Raw genomic sequence first — 18,768 nt, forward strand, 5'->3', positions numbered from 1 at the left:
TCCCCGAAGGTTTTAGTTAGTTTTACCTAACCTCATTCTACTCCTAAACATTTTTTAATTCAACAAAAATCTAAACCCCACTTAACAAAGGTATAGGAGTGCAGGCTGACGGCCCGCACTCCTAGGCTATTTTCCTATGCTTTCTTATTGCATGAAATCCATTTTCTTAAAAAAACATGGGTGATTTCCGAACAATTATTGCCCGAGCTGCCAGCTTCCTGCGCGGCTTTGCTCCTCCCAGAGATGGGCATACAGCCCCTCCCGGGCCAAAAGTGCTTCGTGAGTCCCACTTTCCGCCACACGACCATTTTCCAGAACGATAATGCTGTCCGCGCTCATAATGGACTGGAGCCGATGCGCAATCACAAGTACGGTTTTATCCGCCACCAGCGCGGAGATGGCCTGTTGAATCAACACCTCGTTTTCCGGGTCCAGGGAGGCAGTGGCTTCATCCAGCAAAACGATGGGAGCATCCTTCAGCAGGGCACGGGCAATGGAAATCCGCTGCTTTTCTCCGCCCGAGAGCGTTGACCCGCCCTCCCCCACTATCGTCTGGTATCCATTTGGCAGCGCCATAATAAAGTCGTGACAGGCCGCCGTTTTTGCCGCCTCAATAATTTCTTCCGGCGAGGCGTCGGCGCGCCCCATCCGGATATTTTCCTCAATGGTATCGTGAAACAGGTAGACATCCTGAAATACAATGCTGACGCGCTCTAAAACCTCGTCGGCTTTCATATGCCGGATATTCGCACCGCCAAGGCGGACTTCCCCTTTTGTCGGGTCCCAGAAGCGCGCCGCAAGACGCGTAATTGTGGATTTTCCGGAGCCGGAGGGGCCAACCAGCGCTGTCACGCTGCGCGCCGGGAAGCAGAGGGAAATGTCATGGAGGACCTCCGTCTCCCCATACGAAAAGGAAACATGGTCAAAGGTAATGTCCGTCCCCTCGGGAACCTCCTGCTCCTCCGGCTCAGCCAGCGGCTCTTCCGCAAAAAGGTCCGCAATTCGCTGCCCGCTGCGGCGGGTTCGGGCAAAGTCGGCAATAAAGGTAAAAAGGGTCAGCACAGGCTCGTAAATCGTAAGGGTAAGAATTAGAAACGCAATGTAGTAAAATGGGTGCAGCTCGCCCCGGGTGAGCAGCACGACACCCACCAGCATTACAAGGCCCATTCCGCAGTTCAGCACAAAGCGGCCCAGCATACTTACGGGAGCCGCCGCCCCCGTCTCCAACCGAATGGCGGAGCTGCGCTGCCGGTCAAAGGACGCTTTCAGGCTTTCAAACTGCTCCCCGGCCATGTTAAAGGCCTTAAGGGTCTGAATCCCGCCCACATATTCCAGAATGCGCGACGAAACCTCCTGCTGGGATTTTTGAAGGTCCGCGCTGATATGCCTCATCTTCCGCAGGCTGAGAAACGCAAAGGGGAGCGCCAGCGGAATGACCAGAAATACCGAGACCGTCATGCGCCAGTCGAAGGTGGAGAGTACCGCAATGGCCAAGACAAAGCGAATCAGAATGACCGCCACCTGCGGCAGTAATTGCTGGGCCAGGTCCCCAATGGTCTGATAATCCCGCAGAAGGACTGTGGAGAGATTTCCCGCGTCCTGATTGGAGTAAAACCCCATGGACAGCCTGCGCAGGTGCTCTCCCAACGTAATTTGGGAATCCTTGATAATCCCGGCAAAGCCTGTGCACGCGTCCAGATAGGTCTTTTGGCGAATAAAATTGTAGACAACAAACTGTGCCAGCAGGCCCCCGGCAAGCAGCCATAAATTCCGCACGGGCAGCAGCGCGCCCGGACTTTCTAAGGGCACCAGCAGATAATAGACCGCCCCCAGCATCAATCCGTAGGGCACGCTCATTACAATGCTGTCAAATAAGCTCCAGCGCAGCAGCCGCAGGTATTGCCCAGGCTGCCCCAGCGTTACGGTTTCAAACCACTGCTTCATATTCATACGGAAACACCCCCCTGCCGAATGCTCCAGCGGTCCCGCCGTTCATTCGCATCCACTAAATTTTTGTAAAGTGCACAGTCCCGCAACAGCTCGCCATGGGTTCCACTGCCCACCAGATGGCCCTTTTCCAAAACCAGAATGCAGCTGGACTTTTCCACCGTTTTCAGCCTGTGGGCAATCATCAGCACGGTTTTGTTCTTGGAAAGCGCGGCAAAGGCCGCCTGTATTTTCGCCTCGTTATCCGCGTCCGCATAGGCTGTGGCTTCATCCAGAATTACAATGGGCGAGTCCTTCAGGAAAATGCGTGCAATGGCAATCCGCTGCTTTTCTCCTCCGGAAAGATACGCGTTTGAATCGCCCACCACCGTCTGATATCCATTGGGTAGCGCCTGAATTACGTCATGAATGCCTGCATTTTTTGCCGCCTGCTCCACCTCTTCAAGGCTTGCCTGCGTATTCCCCATACGGATATTCTGTTCCACCGTGTCCCGGAACAGCACGGAATCCTGAAACACGCAGGACACCAGATTCATCAGCCGGTGGGGCGGAATCTCCCGTATGTCCACCCCGCCGATTTTAATGCTTCCTGCCTGTGGTTCGTAAAAGCGCAGCAGGAGCTGCGCCAGCGTGGATTTCCCCCCGCCGGACGGCCCCACAAGGCCCACCACGCTTCCCTGCGGAACTGAAAAGCTTACCTCCGACACCGCTTGAAGGTCCTGCCCATAGGAAAAGGATACGTTTTCAAATGTAATGTCATAGGTCTGGGGGTCCCCTGTGCCTTCCTCCCCCAACTCCGGCTGCGTCAAAATATTATCGATCCGATTCACGCCCTCCACAATCCGGTTTGACATAATCACCATCTGCATCATATTTTCCATTGGCTCCTTCAACCCACCGCCCACCAGAAAGAACAGCAGAATCACCGGCAGAAAATCCAGATAGCTTTTCACCGTGGGAAGCAGCACCAGCGCCGCCGGCAGCAAAAACATGAGCTGCGCACCAAAAAAAGCGTAATACGCCCCTATGGGCTTTGCGTTGGCATGGGCGGTGCGGCTTACGATATCGGCAAAAGCGTTCAGGTCGTTTTCATAGCGCCGAAACGCGCTGAGGGACCGGTTGAATACCTTCACAACGCTCATCCCGTGAATGTACTCGACAATGGTTCCCTGCATTCTTTCCTGACTATCGTGCAGCTCCACCTGTAACGCCGCCTTGTCGGGCTGCTTCAGACAGGCGGAAAGCAAACACAGGGAAATGCAGATGGGCAGCAGCGTCACCAGTGTCAGCCGCCAGTCCATTCCAAAGAGGTACAGGAGGGTAAACACCGGCGTGGCAATCGCCGCGGCAATATCGCAGATATGATGGGCAATAAACGCCTCCAATTGCTCAGCGTCGTCCGAAATAATTTTTTTAATGGCACCCTGCGTGGTACCGGTAAAATAGCCGGAGGAAATCCGCGCCAGCTTGCCCATCAACTGTATGCGCAGCTCATAAATAATGTCGTAAGCCGCCGTGTGGGATATAGCGGAGGAGAAATAGGCGCATACGCCGTAAACCAGCGCCGCACCGAATGTTACCCCGGCAAGAACAACAATGCGTTCGCCGTCCACCTCCGCCGCAAGCGTGTAATGCGCCAGCAGCTCTTGTACCACGCCATAAATCGTGAAAAACGGCACAATTCTTGCCGCTGAGGAAAGAACCGCAAGGAAGCATGCGAAGGCCAGCTTTTTTCTTTTTCCGCCCGCCAGCTCAAAAAGGCGGGAAAGCCCCTGTTTTCTTTTCGGGGCTTTTGGCGTTTTCTTCATATTATTTTTCCTCTCTCAAGTTAGTTTTAGCTAACCAATTAGCCAAAAAAAGCCCTGCTCAAACCCCGTCCTCAAAAACGAGACGGAACAGAAGCTCATAAATATGCTCCAGCGTTTCATCCAGAGCATCGGCGTGCAGCGCATCTCTGTTGACCTTTGCCAGTGCCATGAGCTTAATCAAGTTTGCAACGATGTGGATATTTAAGTCCTTGCGCACGTGCTCCATATGGTCAAAAAGGGCGTGCATAATCCAGGCTTCCCGCTGATCGTAGGCGCTGTCGTCCGGATTGCAGTATTCGGCTGGCGAAACCGCCTTCAGCTTTTCCATGTCCTCTGCCGTGAGATATTGATAGATGCTGTCCCTGCTGAAAACTATCTTTTTCAGGTATGCTTTGCCCTCGGCGGCAGTCATTTTTTCCCGCCCGTCAAGAATTTGGTCAAAATATTGTTTGGAACGGTCCCTCTGAAATTCAATAATTTCGGTAACAAACTGCTCCTTAGAAGAAAAAAAGTTGTAAAACGTACTTTTTCCAAGTCCCGCCGCCTGCGTAATTTTTTCCACAGAGGCATGGGTCATCCCGTGCTGCTTAATCAGGGCAAAGCCCTCGTTCAGCATCTTTACCCGCAGCTCCTCCCGTTCCTTCAGCGTAAATACTCTAAGGGGCATCTTCTCATCTCCTTTCCACATCTTGCGACCAATATTATAACATTGGTCGCAATCTAAGTGTAGCACCACCGATGCCGCGCCGTCAATAGGCATACGAACTTTTTCTCATAAAATTCGCATGTCCGCCGCTTTATGCAGCTTTAAGAACCGCCCGCCTGCTTTTATGGTCAGGCGGCTTTTTTACGGAATTTTACCGGTTGGGGCATTGCGTACAGGCGGCACGGCATATGTTTTCTCCGGGAGGGGTGCGTATGATCAGCAGTCAGGCGCTTTTTAAAATGAGCCAGGTGGATATCACGGAGGTAAACACCAAAGATCTGATGGAGGCTGCGGCCATATCGGTTTCTCAGGAGCTGCCACACCAGCAGAGGGTACTTTCGGTGATTGAGGCACTGGGCAATCCTTATTGCTTTCTCAGCGGAGATACGCCGGTTCGTGTTCGTTTTACGACTGAAGAAAAGTCGCTTTCAGACTGTCTGGTCAGCTACTTTTCTCAGTTAAAGCAAGGATAGAATTTTCCCCAAACATCATCAGGCCGCAGAGCGGCACTCCCGCGGGTTGCCGTAGACCTGTTACTTCCGCACCGCACGGGAGCACGGGAATTGGAATCTGCCATGCCCATAGAAGGGAGGAATCATGCCAAGAATACGCAAATCCATTCAGGCAGAAACCGCAAAGCATTGGAATATCGGGATTTATATTCGGCTTTCCCGGGAGGATAAGGAGCCGCCCGGAGAACAGGTCGGCGCAGGGCACAGCGGACGAAAGCGGCTGCAAAATGTGGCGGACGATTCCAGCGGCAGCATTGTGGAGCAGGACAAACTGCTTACCGAGTGGGTTGCAGAATACTTTCGGGAAGAGCAGTATACCGTAGTCGAATATTTTACGGACGACGGCTTGACCGGCACCGACGACACCCGTGACAATTTTCAGCGGATGATGGAGTTTGCACAGGACGGCAGAATCAACTGCATCGTGGTGAAAACGCTGTCCAGAGCATTCCGCAACTACGCCGATCAGGGGCGATATCTGGAGCAGATTTTTCCGCGTCTGGGCGTGCGGTTTATCTCCAGCGGCAACCCCTTTGTGGACAGCTACAACGACCCGGATGCGATTACGGGAGGCATGGAAATTCCCATCAACGGCCTGATGAACGACCGTTTTGCCGCCAAGACCTCCGCGGATATCCGGCGGACCTTTGACGCCAAGCGCAGGCGCGGTGAATTTATCGGCGCGTTTGCCCCCTATGGGTATGTCAAGGACCCGGAGGACAAAAACAGCCTGCTGGTGGATGACGCGGCGGCCGGTATTGTCCGGGACATTTTTCACTGGTATGTGCTGGATGGCATGAGTAAGCGCGGCATCGCCCTCAGGCTGAACGAGCTGGGCGTTCCGAACCCCACCACCTATAAGCAGCAGGTGCAAAAGCTCAAATATCAGAATCCCGGAGCCATCCAAAACGATGGACTGTGGTCCGCAAACAATGTGCTGTGTATTCTGAAAAATCAGGTGTACATTGGCAGCATGGTGCAAGGGCGCTATCGGGTGATCAGCTATAAGGTCCACACACAGATAAAAACAAACCAGAACGAATGGTACGTTGTGCCAAATGTCCACGAAGCCATTGTCAGCGAAGAATTGTTCCGTCAGGCCCAGTCCCTGCATTCCCGGGATACCCGCGCTGCGCCAGGCAAAAAAGAGAATTATCTTTTTTCCGGACTGCTGCGCTGCGCAGACTGCAAAAAGGCCATGCGGCGCAAAACTTCCAAGCAGCTTGTCTACTATTACTGCCGCACGGTCACGGATAAAGGCGAGGGCGCCTGTACCAAGCGCTCCATCCGAGAAGACAAAATCGTTCGGGCTGTTTATGAAGCCATTCGTTTGCAGATTGATTTGGTCCAGTCTTTGAGCGACACGCTGGATGCAATTCAAAAGCATCCTGTTTTAAATCCCCAATTCAATCGGCTGATGGAGATGCAAACACTTCGCCAAAAAGAGCTGGATAAGGTCGACAGGGCCGCCAGCAGCCTGTACATGGACTGGAAAAGCGGCGATATCAGCAAAGAGGATTACCACAGCATGAAAGCGGAGTTTGATAAAAAATCTGCGGCGCTAAACGCAGCGATGCAAAATATCGAACGTGAAATTGGCGCTCTGGAACACGGCGTGAACGCCGTCGATCCGTACCTCGCTGCATTCCTCAAATACAAACATATTAACACGCTTAATCGTGGGATTGTGGTAGAGCTGATTGATACCATCTATGTTCATGCAGACGGTCAGCTCACCATAGACTTCCGCTTTGCCGACGAGTACAAGCGGGTGGCTGAGTTCATTGAAGGCATTCCCAACAACTCTGTGCCCACGGACAAAGAAGCCCTATTGTAACTTTTCCACAACGGTTGTGCATAAACTGGCGGCGCAGTCGGGCCGGTTGCGCCGGTTGCGCCAGTGGGGCCTGTGGGGCCGATAAGGCCCTGCGCTCCGTCAGCACCGGTTGCACCGGTCGGGCCAGTTGCGCCAGTCGCGCCGGTGGGACCAGTCGGACCGATAAGGCCCTGCGCTCCGTCAGCGCCGGTAGCGCCAGTCGGGCCAGTGGGGCCGGTTGCGCCTACACCAGTCGCTCCGGTTGCACCGGTAGGACCTGTGGGGCCTGTTGCCCCGGTGGGGCCAGTTGCGCCGGTTGCACCTACGCCCGTGGCTCCGGTGGCACCGGTAGGGCCTGTGGGGCCTGTTGCCCCGGTGGGCCCGGTTGCGCCGGTTGCACCTACGCCCGTGGCTCCGGTGGCTCCGGTAGGGCCTGTGGGGCCAGTGGGGCCGGTTGCCCCGGTGGGCCCGGTTGCGCCTGTGGAGCCTACACCAGTGGCTCCGGTAGGACCTGTTGGACCGGTCGCGCCGGTTGCGCCGGTAGGACCTGTGGGGCCGGTTGCCCCGTTTACACCGTTAGCGCCGGTAGCGCCAGTGGGCCCGATGGGGCCTTGCGGGCCAAAGGGGCCCTGAGGGCCTTGCGGTCCCTGGGGGCCCTGAGGGCCGGCAGGGCCGGTGGCTCCGTTAGCTCCGGCAGGTCCCTGAGGACCTTGTGGCCCCTGAGGGCCCTGTGGACCGGCGACACCCTGTGGACCAGCGGGGCCCTGGGGGCCTTGAGGGCCCTGAGGGCCGGTTGGGCCGGTGGCTCCGGGCCGTCCGGGGCAGCCGGGGCAGCCGGGAGGGCCCGGAGGGCCGGGAACACAGCTGCAAGAATAGGAATTGCATGAGGAGCCGGAATGAATGTTCATTCTGCAATCTCCAGAATTTGTAGAGGAATTATCGCATCCCGAATTGGAAGGCGAACAGTTTCTGAAAGCCATATACGAAGTTCCTTTCATGATAGTAGGCTGGCGAAACCCAATACAGTCTATGCTTTCTTTTCTCCCTTTGCCATTCCACCTGCGGCTGCAAACAAATTTTTTATGGCAGCCTTTTTTAAATATTAAAAAAGCCGCCTGAAGATTATTCTTCAGGCGGCTTTTAATCCAAATGAACACTTTGGGCTACTCCGCCCGAAAAATATGAATGTGAAACCCAATTTGGACAGAAAGGCGCTCCACGGCTGCCAGCCGCTCCGCCCCCTCCTTCGGTGTTTTCCAATAGTAGGGCGTCATTTGAAACAGTGCGTGGATTTCCTCCTGAGAATCCAGCTCGATCCGTCCCTCCACAGGGACGACGGCTTCATAGGAAAAGCCCTCGTAGGGTGTGCGCTTTTCCTCGTTGGGATAGGGCGCGTCATAGAGGATCTCCTTCAGCTCCCACAGGTGCATAGCCGACGGCACCACATACAAAAAGCTCCCGCCCGGTTGCAGCACCCGCCGAAATTCCGGAACGCACAAAGGGGAAAAGCAATTCAGCAGCAGCTCCACTGATCCGTCCGCCAGCGGCAGCCGGTAGGAGGATGCCACCGCAAACTCCACAGCCTTTTCCCGTTTCGCCGCCAGACGCACCGCAGCCTTGGAAATATCCGTCCCCGTCATGCAGGGGCGCTTTCCCGCCTCGCGCAGCGCATGATAAATTCCGGCGGTGTAATACCCCTCTCCGCAGCCTGCGTCCAAAACGGCAGGCTCCGCTCCCGTGTGGGAGACAGCCAGTGCGCACAGGGCCTCCAGCAGCGGGCGGTAATAACCCCGGGAGAGAAAGTCTTGCCGCGCGGCGGCCATGCCGGGGTCGTCTCCCGGGGCGGCGGAGTGCTTTTGATTTGCCGGGAGCAGATGGGTGTGGCCCTCTTTTGCGATGTCAAAGCTGTGACCCCCGGGGCAGGCATAGACCCGCTCCGTCCGCTCCAGCGCCGCGCCGCACAGGGGACAGCGAAGCAGACTTGTCATTCCTCCCCCGCCCCCTCGCGGATGGTCACGTCGTTAATCCACTTCCGGCTTTTAAACCGAAAAAATCCGGCTGGCATTTTACAGATGTTTTCCGAATAAATGGACAGGCACACCAGCCAAATGGGCGCATGCAGCACCAGTCCCGTCAGCGCCGTCAGCGGCACCGCCACCAGCCACAGCGGAGTCAGGTCCAAAATCGCCGCCGCCCGTGCGTCGCCGCCTGCTCGCAACACGCCTGTGATGTTGGACACGTCAAAGGATTTCATGGGCATCATCACGATATAGACCATGCACATGGTCATGGCCACCTCCACGGCCGTTTCCGTCAGGCTGAACAGCGGATAGAGAATCGGGATAAACAGCGTGGGCAGCAGCACCGCCAGCACCACGGCAACCGCCGCGCCCAGCAAAAAGGACACCACCAAGAGACAATAGCTCAGGTTGTAAACCTCCTCCTCCGAGGCTCGCTCCCCGATGCGCTTGCCCACGATGACGGCGGTGGAGCCCGCCAGCCCGAAGCAGGCCACCGTTGCAAATTTGTCGATGTTGCCCATGATGGCATAGGCCGCCAGCATATCCGCGCTGATGACCGTGTGCCCCATAATGGCGGTCATTACCGCAGTCCCAAGACCCCACAGCGTTTCGTTCACAATGACTGGCCCGGCATAGATCACCGCGCTTTTTGCCATGGCTCTGCCCGGGCACAGAAGCGCCCGGGGCGCCAGCGGAATCCGCCGGTTGGTGACGGCGTAAACAACTACAATAGCAAATTCCACTACCCGGGCAGCCAGCGTGGCCAGCGCCGCGCCCGCAATCTCCAGACGGGGCGCGCCAAACTTACCGAAAATCAGGCAGTAGTTCAAAAATGTATTCAGCAGCATGGATATGGCAAATACAATCATTCCAAAGCCGGGATTTTCCGTGCTCCGCTGCATTCCCACATACACGGAGCTGACGGCATTGAACACATAGGACACGCCCACAATCCGTACATACGGCGCACCCAGCACAATCAGCCCGGCGTTGTTCGTGACAAGGCTCATCACCCACTCCGGAAATAAAAACAGCACCAGCGCCGCAAGCCCGGCGACAGCAAACCCCGCATACGCCGCCACGCCCATCACCCGGTTGATGGAAACGGTATCCTCCTTGCCCCAGTACTGGCACACCAATACCGTAAGGCCGCTCATCACCCCGAAAATGACCACCTGCACCAGAAAGATCGGCGTGTTGGCGGCGGTGACGGCGGAGAGCTGGTCGTTACCCAGCAGGCCCACCATGAAGGTGTCCACAAAGCCAAGGGATGTGGTAATGAGATTTTGCAGGATAATGGGAAGCGACAGCTTCCACAGCCGACCGTAAAAGCCGGGCTTTTGGCGAAGCACGGAAAACATAATTACCTCAATCGTTCTCAAAATATTTCATACAACGTGTGCCCCAAATTGTCTCGGACGTTTCATGTCCGCGCCCCGGTCCGTTTGCGCAAAGCAAAACCGGGCGCGTCACAGCATGGGAAATCGGGCGTCGTGATGTTGGCGCAGGGCGTCCGCCGCCGCGTCAATCTCCTCTTTCGTGGTTTCCGGCCCAAAGCTCAGCCGCACCACCCCGGCAGCGACCCGCTTTTCAAGGCCCAGCGCCGCCGTCACCTGACTGGGCTTTCCCTGATGGCAGGCGGACCCGGCGGAGATGCAGATGCCCGCCTCGGACAGCTCGTTCACCACGTTCTGGCTGGGATACCCCGGCATGGAGATGGACAGCACATGGGGTGCGGTCCCCTTTGCGATGAATCTCAAATCGGGAATTTCCCCCAGCCGCTCCACGGCGTAGGCTTTGATGTCCGCCATGTGCCGCAGCTTCACATCAAAATCCTCCAGCCGCAGCTCCACCGCCTTGGCAAAGCCCGCAATCTGGGCGGTGGCCTCCGTCCCGGCGCGAAAACCGGACTCCTGTCCCCCGCCCGAAAGCAAAGGTCGGGGAGCACGGACCCGCCCGCCGATATACAGCGCCCCGATGCCCTTGGGCCCCCCGATTTTGTGGGCGGAAAGAGCAATAAAGTCTGCCCCCAGCGTTTTGGCGGAGAAGGGGATTTTCAAAAAGCCCTGCACCGCGTCGGTATGCAGCAGGGTTTTTTCGTTTTTCGCGCCCAGCCCGGCGGCGATTTCGGAAATGGGGTAAACGTTCCCCGTTTCGTTGTTTATCAGCATCACGCTCACCAGCGCGGTATCCGGACGGACTGCTTCCAGCACTTTCTCCGCCGAAATATTCCCGTTCCTGTCGGGGAGAATGCGGGTAATCTCATACCCGTCCTGCTCCAGCCAGCGGCACCGCTCCAGCACGGCGCTGTGCTCCACGGCGGTGGTGACAATGTGTTTTCCCACCCGTCGGTTCTGCCACAGGGCGGCCGTGAAGGCCCAGTTGTCCGACTCGGTTCCGCAGGAGGTGAAAAACAGCCGTGCCGCCTCGCAGCCAAGGGCCTGCGCCACGGTTTCACGGCAGTCCTCCACCAGACTTTTAGCCCGGCGGCCATAGGCGTACTGGGAGCTGGGATTGCCGTATTCCTCCGTCAGTACGCGGAACATCTCCTCCGCCACCGCCCTCGGCACCGGCGTGGTGGCGGCGTGGTCGAGATAAATCATGAAAACACTCCTTTGATTGGGGCTTGCCCCAGCGGTAAAATACACGTATAATAGAATTGCGCCGCCCATTGCGGCTCAATCGTATTATTATAAAGAAAATCGTCTGAAATAGCAAGGAGAATCCATGAAAATCGCCATTTACACCCTGGGCTGCAAGGTGAATCAATATGAGACGCAGGCCATGGAGCAGGAGCTTTCCCGCCGGGGCCACGAAATCGTGTCTTTCTCTGGCGGGGCGGACGCCTATGTGGTAAACACTTGCTCCGTCACCGCCGTCAGCGACCAAAAATCCCGCCAGATGCTCTCCCGCGCCCGGCGGGAACATCCCGGAGCGGTGGTGGCCGTATGTGGCTGCTATCCCCAGACCCGGCCCGAGGACGTGCGCAAGCTGGACGTGGACCTGATCGCCGGGACCGGGGACCGGATGGGCTTTCTGGACCTTTTGGAGCAGGAGCTGGAGGACCGCAGGCCCATGGAGGCCGTGGACCGGGTGTTTGACCGCCGCGCCTTTGAAATTCTCCCCGCCGGGGGGCTGGAGGGCCGCACCAGAGCCATGCTGAAGGTGGAGGACGGCTGCGTCAACTTCTGTTCTTACTGCATCATCCCCTATGCCCGGGGCCCCGTGCGCTCCCTGCCGCCGGAAGAGGCGGCGGCGCGGGCCAAGGACCTTGCGGCAGCGGGATATCACGAGATGGTGCTCACAGGCATCGAGATTTCCTCCTGGGGCGCAGATTTGAAAACCGGTCAAAGCCTGATTGATTTGATGGAGCTTCTCAGCGCCGCCGCGCCGGGTCTTCGGCTGCGGCTGGGCAGTCTGGAACCCCGCACCATCGACGAGGACTTTTGCCGCCGGGCCGCGAAGCTGCCCAATCTCTGCCCCCAGTTTCACCTGTCCATGCAGTCTGGCTGCGACGAAACCTTGAAGCGCATGAACCGGAAGTACGACACCGCCCGGTATTTCCGCTCCGTGGCCCTGCTGAAGGAATATTTCGACCGCCCCGCCGTCACCACCGACATGATTGTGGGCTTTCCCGGCGAGACGGAGGAAGAATTTGCCCAATCGCTGGACTTTATCCGCCGGTGCGGCTTTGCCCGGATGCACATTTTTCCCTATTCCATCCGCCCCGGAACCCCGGCGGCGGAGCTCGCGCAGATTCCCGCCGCTGTGAAGGAGAGCCGGGCCGCCCGGGCCGCCGCAGTTGCAGACGAAATGCGTACAGAGTACCTTTCCGACTGTGTGGGGCAGGTGTACCCCGTGCTGTTCGAGCAGGCCAAAGGGGGCCGCTTTTCCGGCCACGCACCCAATTATACGGAGGTTTTGGTTCCGGGCGGCGAGAATCTTCACAACCGGGTGCTTCGCACCCGCATCATCGGCATAGAGGGATTTTCCCTGATGGGAGAATTGGAGGAAACGCCATGAAGAGCCACTTTTTTGCGTATATATCCCGGCTGCGGTTTATCTCCCGCTGGGCGCTGATGCGCAACACCGCCCCGGAAAACGTGCAGGAGCACAGCCACCAAACGGCGGTGCTGGCCCATGCGCTGGCCCTCATCCGCAACAAGCGCTTCGGCGGGCATGTGGACCCCGGCGCTGCGGCGGTGGCAGCGCTGTATCACGACGCGTCGGAAATTCTCACCGGCGACATGCCCACTCCCATTAAGTATTACAGCCCCTCCATCCGCTCCGCCTATCAGGAGGTGGAAGCGGAAGCCAACCGGAAGCTTCTGGAAATGCTGCCCCCGGAGCTGCGGGAGAGCTATGCCCCGGTGTTGGAAATCCCCGACCCGGAGCTGCGGGCGCTGGTAAAGGCGGCGGACAAGCTCTCCGCCTATATCAAGTGCGTGGAGGAGGTTAAAGCGGGAAACGGAGAGTTTGGGGACGCGGCAAGGCAAACCCGCGCCGCGCTGGATTCCTTTGGCCTGCCCGAGGTGGACTATTTTCTCGAGACCTTTATGGACAGCTTTTCCCTGACGCTGGACCAGCTAAAATAAATTGGGGTTTCAACACAGCTTCATTGTCCTTTTGGTAGAGCCGCGCCCCGATGCGGGGTTGATGGGGCCTTATCCGTCCCGGAACAAAGCATGATGATGTATAAAAACGCGGGCTTCGGAATCCTCCGAAGCCCGCGCTTTGATTCTTAAATCTTAATCAGTTCGTATTCCCGGGTTCCAAGGCCCAGCTTTTCCCCGTGCTCCAGACACACCCGCCAATCGGTGTCGGGGTGGAGCGCAACAAAATGGTCGCCGCAATCGCAGTCCCACGCCCCGTCAGACAGGGCGGAGCCCGCCATCACGGGCTGGGCATTTACCGCGTCGGCGCAGGCCTGATCCAGCGCCACCGGGTCAAAGGAGGCAAACATTCCCACGTCCGGGGCGATGGGTACATCGTTTTCCCCGTGGCAATCGCAGTTGGGCGAGATGTCCAGCACCAGCGACACATGGAAACAGGGACGTCCGTCCACCACCGCCTTGGTATACTCCGCAATTTTTTTGTTCAGGATGGCAGGGGCCTCGTCGTTGGCGGCAAAAATCGCATCCTTGGGGCAGACCCCCAAACACCGGCCGCAGCCAACGCACTTGTCCGGATCGATGGACGCCTTGCCGTCGGTGACAGAGGGTGCGTCGTGGGCGCAGATTTTCACGCACGCGCCGCAGCCGATGCAGCGCTTCTGCTTGACATAGGGCGTACCGGAGCTGTGCATCTCCATTTTTCCCGCCCGGGAGCCGCAGCCCATGCCGATGTTCTTCAGCGCGCCACCCATGCCGGCCTGCTCGTGGCCCTTAAAGTGGGTCAGGGAGATAAACACGTCCGCGTCCATCACCGCCCGGCCGATTTTGGCCTCCTTCACGTATTCGCCGCCAACCACCGGCACCAGAACCTCGTCGGTGCCCTTCAGCCCATCGCCGATCAGGATGTGGCAGCCGGTGGAAAAGGGGGAAAAGCCGTTTACATAGGCCGACTCGATGTGGTCCAGCGCGTTTTTCCGCCCGCCGACATACAGTGTGTTGCAGTCCGTCAGATAGGGTCTTCCGCCCTGAGCCTTCACAAGGTCCGCCACTACCTTGGCCCAGTTGGGCCGGAGATACGCCAAATTCCCCGGCTCGCCGAAATGCATTTTGATCGCCGCGTATTTCCCCTCCAGATCAATGTCGCCAAACCCGGCGGTCATCATCAGCCGTGCCAGCTTCTGGGGCAGATTTTCCCGCCAGCTGGGGGCCCGGAAATCCGCAAAATAAACCTTTGCCTTTCCTGCCATCTTCAGTTTTCCTCCCTGTTTTCTCTTCCTGTTCTCTTTCATGCTCTTTCCTTGTTCTATTCCCGAAATTGCCTTTGCTTACTCGTCCAGCTCCACGTTCACGTGGTCCGTCCCGTGCTCTTCAAATTCGTCCATATAAGTATCGATGCGCTCCATCAGCTCGTTGTAATTCTCTCTGGTCATGGGCTCTCCGTCCATGTCCCGCAGGGCCAGCTCCTCCGCCAGAATCTCATAGAACACCACATCCTCGTAATCTGCGATGGCCTCGTGAATTCCGCCGTCGGCAAACGCGCGGGAAGGAATAATCTCCCCGTCCAGATGCTCCGCCAGCTTATGCATTCCGTGGGCGGGGCAGTGAGAGAAGATCAGGCTCTCCACCTTATCATATTCCGCAATGCGGTCGTCCTCACGGGCGGAGTTCATCACCCAATTCCCGATGTACACCAGATCCAGCAGATAGCGATACTGCTGCTCCGTCAGCTCGATCTTCACGGCAAACACCTCCCTCATCCGGTTTTTTCGGCTCCAAGGCCGATCCTTTCAGCATTATACCAAATCCCATTTGGAAATTCCACATCAAAAACCGGGAAAAAAGCCTAAAATCTGTCTTGCCCGGTGTTCATATACATAGTATAATGGTCAAGTTGGGGCTATATGATAGGAATATGGCCCTTTCAGCCACAGATATGGAGGCACTTTGCATGGATAAGCGACCCATCGGCGTGTTCGACTCCGGCCTTGGCGGACTGACCGCCATCCGCTCCCTACGGGAGATTCTGCCCGAAGAGGACCTGATTTACTTTGGAGACACCTCCCGCGTCCCTTACGGGGGCCGGTCCCGGGAGACAATTTTGAAATACGCGCGGCAGGACGTGCGGTTCCTGCGCTCTTTTGACCTCAAGGCGATTTTGATTGCCTGCGGCACCGTGTCCACCACCTCCCTGCCCACGCTACAGGCGGAAAACGATTTGCCCATGGTGGGCGTGGTGGAGCCCACCTGCCGCAGAGCCGCCGCGGTGACAAAAAACAAGCGGGTTGGCATGATCGCCACGCAGGCCAGCGTCCGGGCGGGGGCTTATGCAAAGGCCCTTGCGGAGCTGGACCCGGAGATTCAGGTGTTTTCCAAGGCATGTCCCCTGTTCGTCCCCCTGGTTGAAAACGGACGCTTCCGCAAGGGGGACGCGGTGATTGAAACCGTGGCCCGGGAGTATCTTGCGTCTATGCAGGAGATGGGTGTGGACACCCTGATTCTGGGCTGCACCCACTATCCCCTGCTGGAGGAAATTATCGGCGGAGTGATGGGGCCGGAGGTAGAGCTGGTGTCCGCCGGGGAGGAGTCCGCCTTTGAGCTCAAGCGGCTTTTAAAGGCGGGAGAGCTGCGAAACAGCGAGGACCGTCAGGGCGACGCCACATATTATGTCAGCGACCGGGTGGAGAGCTTCGAGGAAACCGCCTCCTGGTTCCTGCGGGAGGATTTGCGCCATGGAGCCAATCAAATTGATATCGACCGATACTGAAAGCCTGCCCCTTCCTGTGATTATCTCCGTGCGGGGAGAGCAGTATTTTGACGGCTGCGACCCCGACGGCACGGAGCTGACCACCGAGGGGACGCTGCGCCCGCTCCCGGACGGGCTGCTGCTGCGCTATGAGGAAAGCGCCCTCACCGGGATGGAGGGCACCGTCACCACCTTTGAGCTGCGGGGAGAAAAAGTGATTTTGACCCGGGCGGGCAAGGTGAACTCCCAGATGATTTTCGAGGAGGGGCGGCAGCACACATCGCTGTATGAAACGCCCATGGGGGAGCTGAGCGTGGACATTTTAACCAGCTTCCTGCGCCACAGCCTGACGGAGCGGGGCGGTCTTCTTGAAATCCGATATTCCATCGCGGTGGACCACACCGCCACGGGAAAAAACGCGTTTAAAATTCGCGTGCGGCCCAAAAGCTGACGGGGGAACGCCCCTTTCGTCACCACACCAATGAAAACGAGGGATATACCATGCTGCATATGATTCAAAAGGCAAAGGACCAGGCGGCGGAGCTGACCAGAAGCGCCTATCGCGCCGCCGTTTCCGACGGAACGCTTCCCGAGGCGGAGATTGCCTCCGTCCCTGTGGAAATTCCCAAGGACACAAAAAACGGTGACTTTACCACCACCTTCGCGCTGGCTGCGTCCAAGGCCCTGCGCCAGCCGCCCCGGGCCATCGCGCAGGCGCTGCTGGAGCGTCTTGCGCTGGAGGGCAGCTATTTTGACTCCGCCGAAATCGCCGGCCCCGGTTTTTTAAACTTCCATCTGGGGCAGGCGTGGTTTGGCGACGTGCTTTCCGCCGTGGAGAGCGAAGGGGAGCAGTACGGCCAAAACGACGAGCTGGCGGGCCGGAAAATCATGGTGGAGTTCGTCTCCGCCAACCCCACCGGTCCTATGCACATGGGCAACGCCCGTGGCGGCGTGCTGGGAGATACTCTGGCTTCTGTCCTCTCTTTCTGCGGGGCGGAGGTGTCCCGGGAGTTCTACGTCAACGACGCAGGCCATCAGATTGAAAAATTTGCCCAGTCTATTGAGGCTCGCTACCTCCAGCTTATCCGGGGCGAGGACGCGGTTCCCTTCCCGGAGGACGGGTATCAGGGCGAGGACATCCGGGACTTGGCGCAGGCCTACCGTGCAGCGCACGGAGATGCACTGGCCGACGCGGACGCAGAGGCCCGGCGGAACACGCTGGCAGAGTTTGGCTTGAGCGTGAACCTGCCTAAAATGAAAACCGATCTGGCCCGGTATAAAATTCAGTACGACACTTGGTTTTATGAGTCCTCCCTCCACGAGTCCGGTTACGTGGCCGAGACGGTGGACAAGCTTACCGACGCGGACTTCACCTACGAAAAGGACGGAGCTCTCTGGCTGAAAACTGCGGAAATTATGGCTGCAAACCTCCGCCGTGAGGGGAAAAAGGAAGCGGACATTGAGAAGCTGGAGCTGAAAGACGATGTGCTGCGCCGGGCCAACGGGTTTTACACCTATTTTGCCGCTGACATCGCCTATCATCGCAACAAGCTGGCCGTCCGCGGCTTTGACAAGGTGATCAACGTCTGGGGGGCGGACCATCACGGTCACGTTGCCCGGCTCAAGGGTGCGCTGGACGCGCTGGGTCTGGACGGCGCCAACCGGCTGGACATTGTGCTGATGCAGCTGGTGAAGCTGCTGCGGGACGGCGAGGCCGTGCGCATGAGCAAGCGCACGGGCAAGGCCATCTCTCTTTGCGATTTGCTGGACGAGGTCCCCGTGGACGCGGCAAGATGGTTTTTCAACGCCAAGCCGGACACCCAGATGGAGTTTGATTTGGGGCTTGCCGTCCGGGAGGACAGCGAAAACCCCCTGTACTATGTGGAATACGCCCACGCCCGCATCTGCTCGCTGCTGCGGGCCATGGAGGCTGAGGGGCTGCACGTCCCTGCGGCTGGAGACGTGGACATGGCACAAGTGAGCGGCGAGGCAGAGCAGGCGCTGATTAAGCAGCTGGCCCAGTTTTGCGAAATCGTCCGCCTTTCCGCCAGAGACTATGACCCCTCTTTCATCAACCGCTATTTACAGGAGCTGGCGGCCTGCTTCCACAGGTTCTACACCGCCTGCCGCATTAAGGGCGAGTCCACGGAGCTGGCGCAGGCACGGCTGAAGCTGGCGGACTGCGCCCGCGCGGTTCTGCGCAGCGGACTGAAACTGCTCGGCGTGGATGCGCCGGAGAAAATGTAACACGGCGGCAACGCCCGGCCCACGCCCATCGGACGCGGATTTAATTTCAAGAAAAAGAAGGAATCTTTCATGAGTATTTTTGAAGCGCTGATGCTGGTTTGCTTTGGCCTGTCGTGGCCGGTAAACATCCGTAAATCCTGGGTAACCCGTTCCGCCGTGGGCAAGAGCCTGTTTTTCCTTATCATCGTCGAAATAGGCTATGTCTGCGGAATGATGAATAAGGTCCTGGTGCGGTTTGACTGGGTGTTTTACCTATATGTGCTGAATTTCCTGATGGTGGGAACCGACGTTCTTCTTTACTTCCGCAACAAAAAGCTGGATCGCCTGCGGGCGGAGCAGGAACAGGAGACCTGAA

17 protein-coding genes and 1 pseudogene are annotated in these 18,768 nt (G+C 57.7%); 9 read left to right on the top strand and 9 right to left on the bottom strand.

Annotation, left to right across the window (positions count from 1 at the left end):
* Positions 1-195: 195 nt before the first annotated feature.
* From ABVS15_RS08005 to ABVS15_RS08015, 3 genes are read right to left on the bottom strand one after another with little or no spacing between them, the layout of a single operon-like run.
* On the bottom strand, positions 196-1,950 hold the full coding sequence (locus ABVS15_RS08005) for an ABC transporter ATP-binding protein (protein ID WP_369283207.1): 1,755 nt from the start codon (positions 1,948-1,950) through the stop codon (positions 196-198).
* Entirely contained in the window at positions 1,947-3,755 is a 1,809-nt protein-coding gene (locus ABVS15_RS08010; RefSeq protein ID WP_369283208.1) for an ABC transporter ATP-binding protein, read from the bottom strand. The genes ABVS15_RS08005 and ABVS15_RS08010 overlap by 4 nt, the downstream gene beginning before the upstream one ends.
* A 58-nt stretch (positions 3,756-3,813) precedes the next feature.
* Entirely contained in the window at positions 3,814-4,422 is a 609-nt protein-coding gene (locus tag ABVS15_RS08015; RefSeq protein WP_369283209.1) for a TetR/AcrR family transcriptional regulator, read from the bottom strand.
* Between the two features lie 251 nt (positions 4,423-4,673).
* On the opposite strand from ABVS15_RS08015, the gene ABVS15_RS08020 reads away from it, so the two are divergent.
* Positions 4,674-4,934, top strand: a complete 261-nt coding sequence (locus ABVS15_RS08020) for a DUF6870 family protein (RefSeq protein WP_369283210.1) — start codon at positions 4,674-4,676, stop codon at positions 4,932-4,934.
* Between the two features lie 124 nt (positions 4,935-5,058).
* Positions 5,059-6,810 carry a recombinase family protein gene (locus ABVS15_RS08025; RefSeq protein ID WP_369283211.1) on the top strand — a complete coding sequence of 584 codons (1,752 nt, stop codon included), beginning with the start codon at positions 5,059-5,061 and terminating at the stop codon, positions 6,808-6,810.
* Positions 6,811-6,845: 35 nt separating this feature from the next.
* Here ABVS15_RS08025 and ABVS15_RS08030 read toward each other — a convergent pair.
* Positions 6,846-7,391: pseudogene (locus tag ABVS15_RS08030) on the bottom strand (hypothetical protein); the annotation flags it as partial.
* Between the two features lie 298 nt (positions 7,392-7,689).
* Between ABVS15_RS08030 and ABVS15_RS08035 the strand changes: the two are divergent.
* Positions 7,690-7,908 carry a hypothetical protein gene (locus ABVS15_RS08035; protein ID WP_369283212.1) on the top strand — a complete coding sequence of 73 codons (219 nt, stop codon included), beginning with the start codon at positions 7,690-7,692 and terminating at the stop codon, positions 7,906-7,908.
* Positions 7,909-7,952: 44 nt separating this feature from the next.
* On the opposite strand, the gene ABVS15_RS08040 is transcribed toward ABVS15_RS08035, so the two are convergent.
* From ABVS15_RS08040 to ABVS15_RS08050, 3 genes are all read right to left on the bottom strand, one after another.
* Positions 7,953-8,777 carry a putative RNA methyltransferase gene (locus ABVS15_RS08040; RefSeq protein ID WP_369283213.1) on the bottom strand — a complete coding sequence of 275 codons (825 nt, stop codon included), beginning with the start codon at positions 8,775-8,777 and terminating at the stop codon, positions 7,953-7,955.
* A complete protein-coding gene (locus ABVS15_RS08045; protein ID WP_369283214.1) occupies positions 8,774-10,192 on the bottom strand; it encodes an MATE family efflux transporter in 1,419 nt (472 codons plus the stop codon). Before ABVS15_RS08045 ends, ABVS15_RS08040 begins: the two co-directional genes overlap by 4 nt.
* Before the next feature lie 87 nt (positions 10,193-10,279).
* A complete protein-coding gene (locus ABVS15_RS08050) occupies positions 10,280-11,413 on the bottom strand; it encodes a cysteine desulfurase family protein (RefSeq protein WP_369283215.1) in 1,134 nt (377 codons plus the stop codon).
* Positions 11,414-11,537: 124 nt separating this feature from the next.
* Between ABVS15_RS08050 and mtaB the strand changes: the two genes are divergently transcribed.
* Positions 11,538-12,833 (top strand): tRNA (N(6)-L-threonylcarbamoyladenosine(37)-C(2))-methylthiotransferase MtaB, encoded by a 1,296-nt coding sequence (gene mtaB, locus ABVS15_RS08055; protein ID WP_369283216.1) that lies wholly within the window; start codon positions 11,538-11,540, stop codon positions 12,831-12,833.
* Positions 12,830-13,405 (top strand): 5'-deoxynucleotidase, encoded by a 576-nt coding sequence (gene yfbR, locus ABVS15_RS08060; RefSeq protein WP_369283217.1) that lies wholly within the window; start codon positions 12,830-12,832, stop codon positions 13,403-13,405. Before mtaB ends, yfbR begins: the two co-directional genes overlap by 4 nt.
* A gap of 146 nt (positions 13,406-13,551) precedes the next feature.
* Here the strand turns inward: yfbR and ABVS15_RS08065 are convergent, their stop codons facing one another.
* Both ABVS15_RS08065 and ABVS15_RS08070 read right to left on the bottom strand, forming a co-directional pair.
* Positions 13,552-14,670: a DUF362 domain-containing protein gene (locus ABVS15_RS08065; protein ID WP_369283218.1), complete on the bottom strand. Its 1,119-nt coding sequence runs from the start codon at positions 14,668-14,670 to the stop codon at positions 13,552-13,554.
* Between the two features lie 78 nt (positions 14,671-14,748).
* Positions 14,749-15,162, bottom strand: a complete 414-nt coding sequence (locus ABVS15_RS08070) for a hypothetical protein (protein WP_293008175.1) — start codon at positions 15,160-15,162, stop codon at positions 14,749-14,751.
* Between the two features lie 209 nt (positions 15,163-15,371).
* Here ABVS15_RS08070 and murI point away from each other — a divergent pair, with 209 nt between their 5' ends.
* The 4 genes from murI to ABVS15_RS08090 all read left to right on the top strand — a co-directional run bounded on the left by murI (position 15,372) and on the right by ABVS15_RS08090 (position 18,767).
* Positions 15,372-16,187, top strand: a complete 816-nt coding sequence (murI, locus tag ABVS15_RS08075) for a glutamate racemase (protein WP_369283219.1) — start codon at positions 15,372-15,374, stop codon at positions 16,185-16,187.
* Complete coding sequence (locus tag ABVS15_RS08080; protein WP_369283220.1) at positions 16,153-16,617, top strand: DUF1934 domain-containing protein; 465 nt, start codon at positions 16,153-16,155, stop codon at positions 16,615-16,617. Before murI ends, ABVS15_RS08080 begins: the two co-directional genes overlap by 35 nt.
* Before the next feature lie 50 nt (positions 16,618-16,667).
* Positions 16,668-18,413, top strand: a complete 1,746-nt coding sequence (gene argS / locus ABVS15_RS08085; protein WP_369283221.1) for an arginine--tRNA ligase — start codon at positions 16,668-16,670, stop codon at positions 18,411-18,413.
* Positions 18,414-18,482: 69 nt separating this feature from the next.
* Positions 18,483-18,767, top strand: coding sequence for a hypothetical protein (locus tag ABVS15_RS08090; protein ID WP_369283222.1), 285 nt, complete (start codon positions 18,483-18,485; stop codon positions 18,765-18,767).
* Position 18,768: the final 1 nt, after the last annotated feature.

Origin of the sequence: Oscillibacter sp. GMB15532 (genome assembly GCF_041020825.1) — a bacterium.
GTDB lineage: Bacteria > Bacillota > Clostridia > Oscillospirales > Oscillospiraceae > Oscillibacter.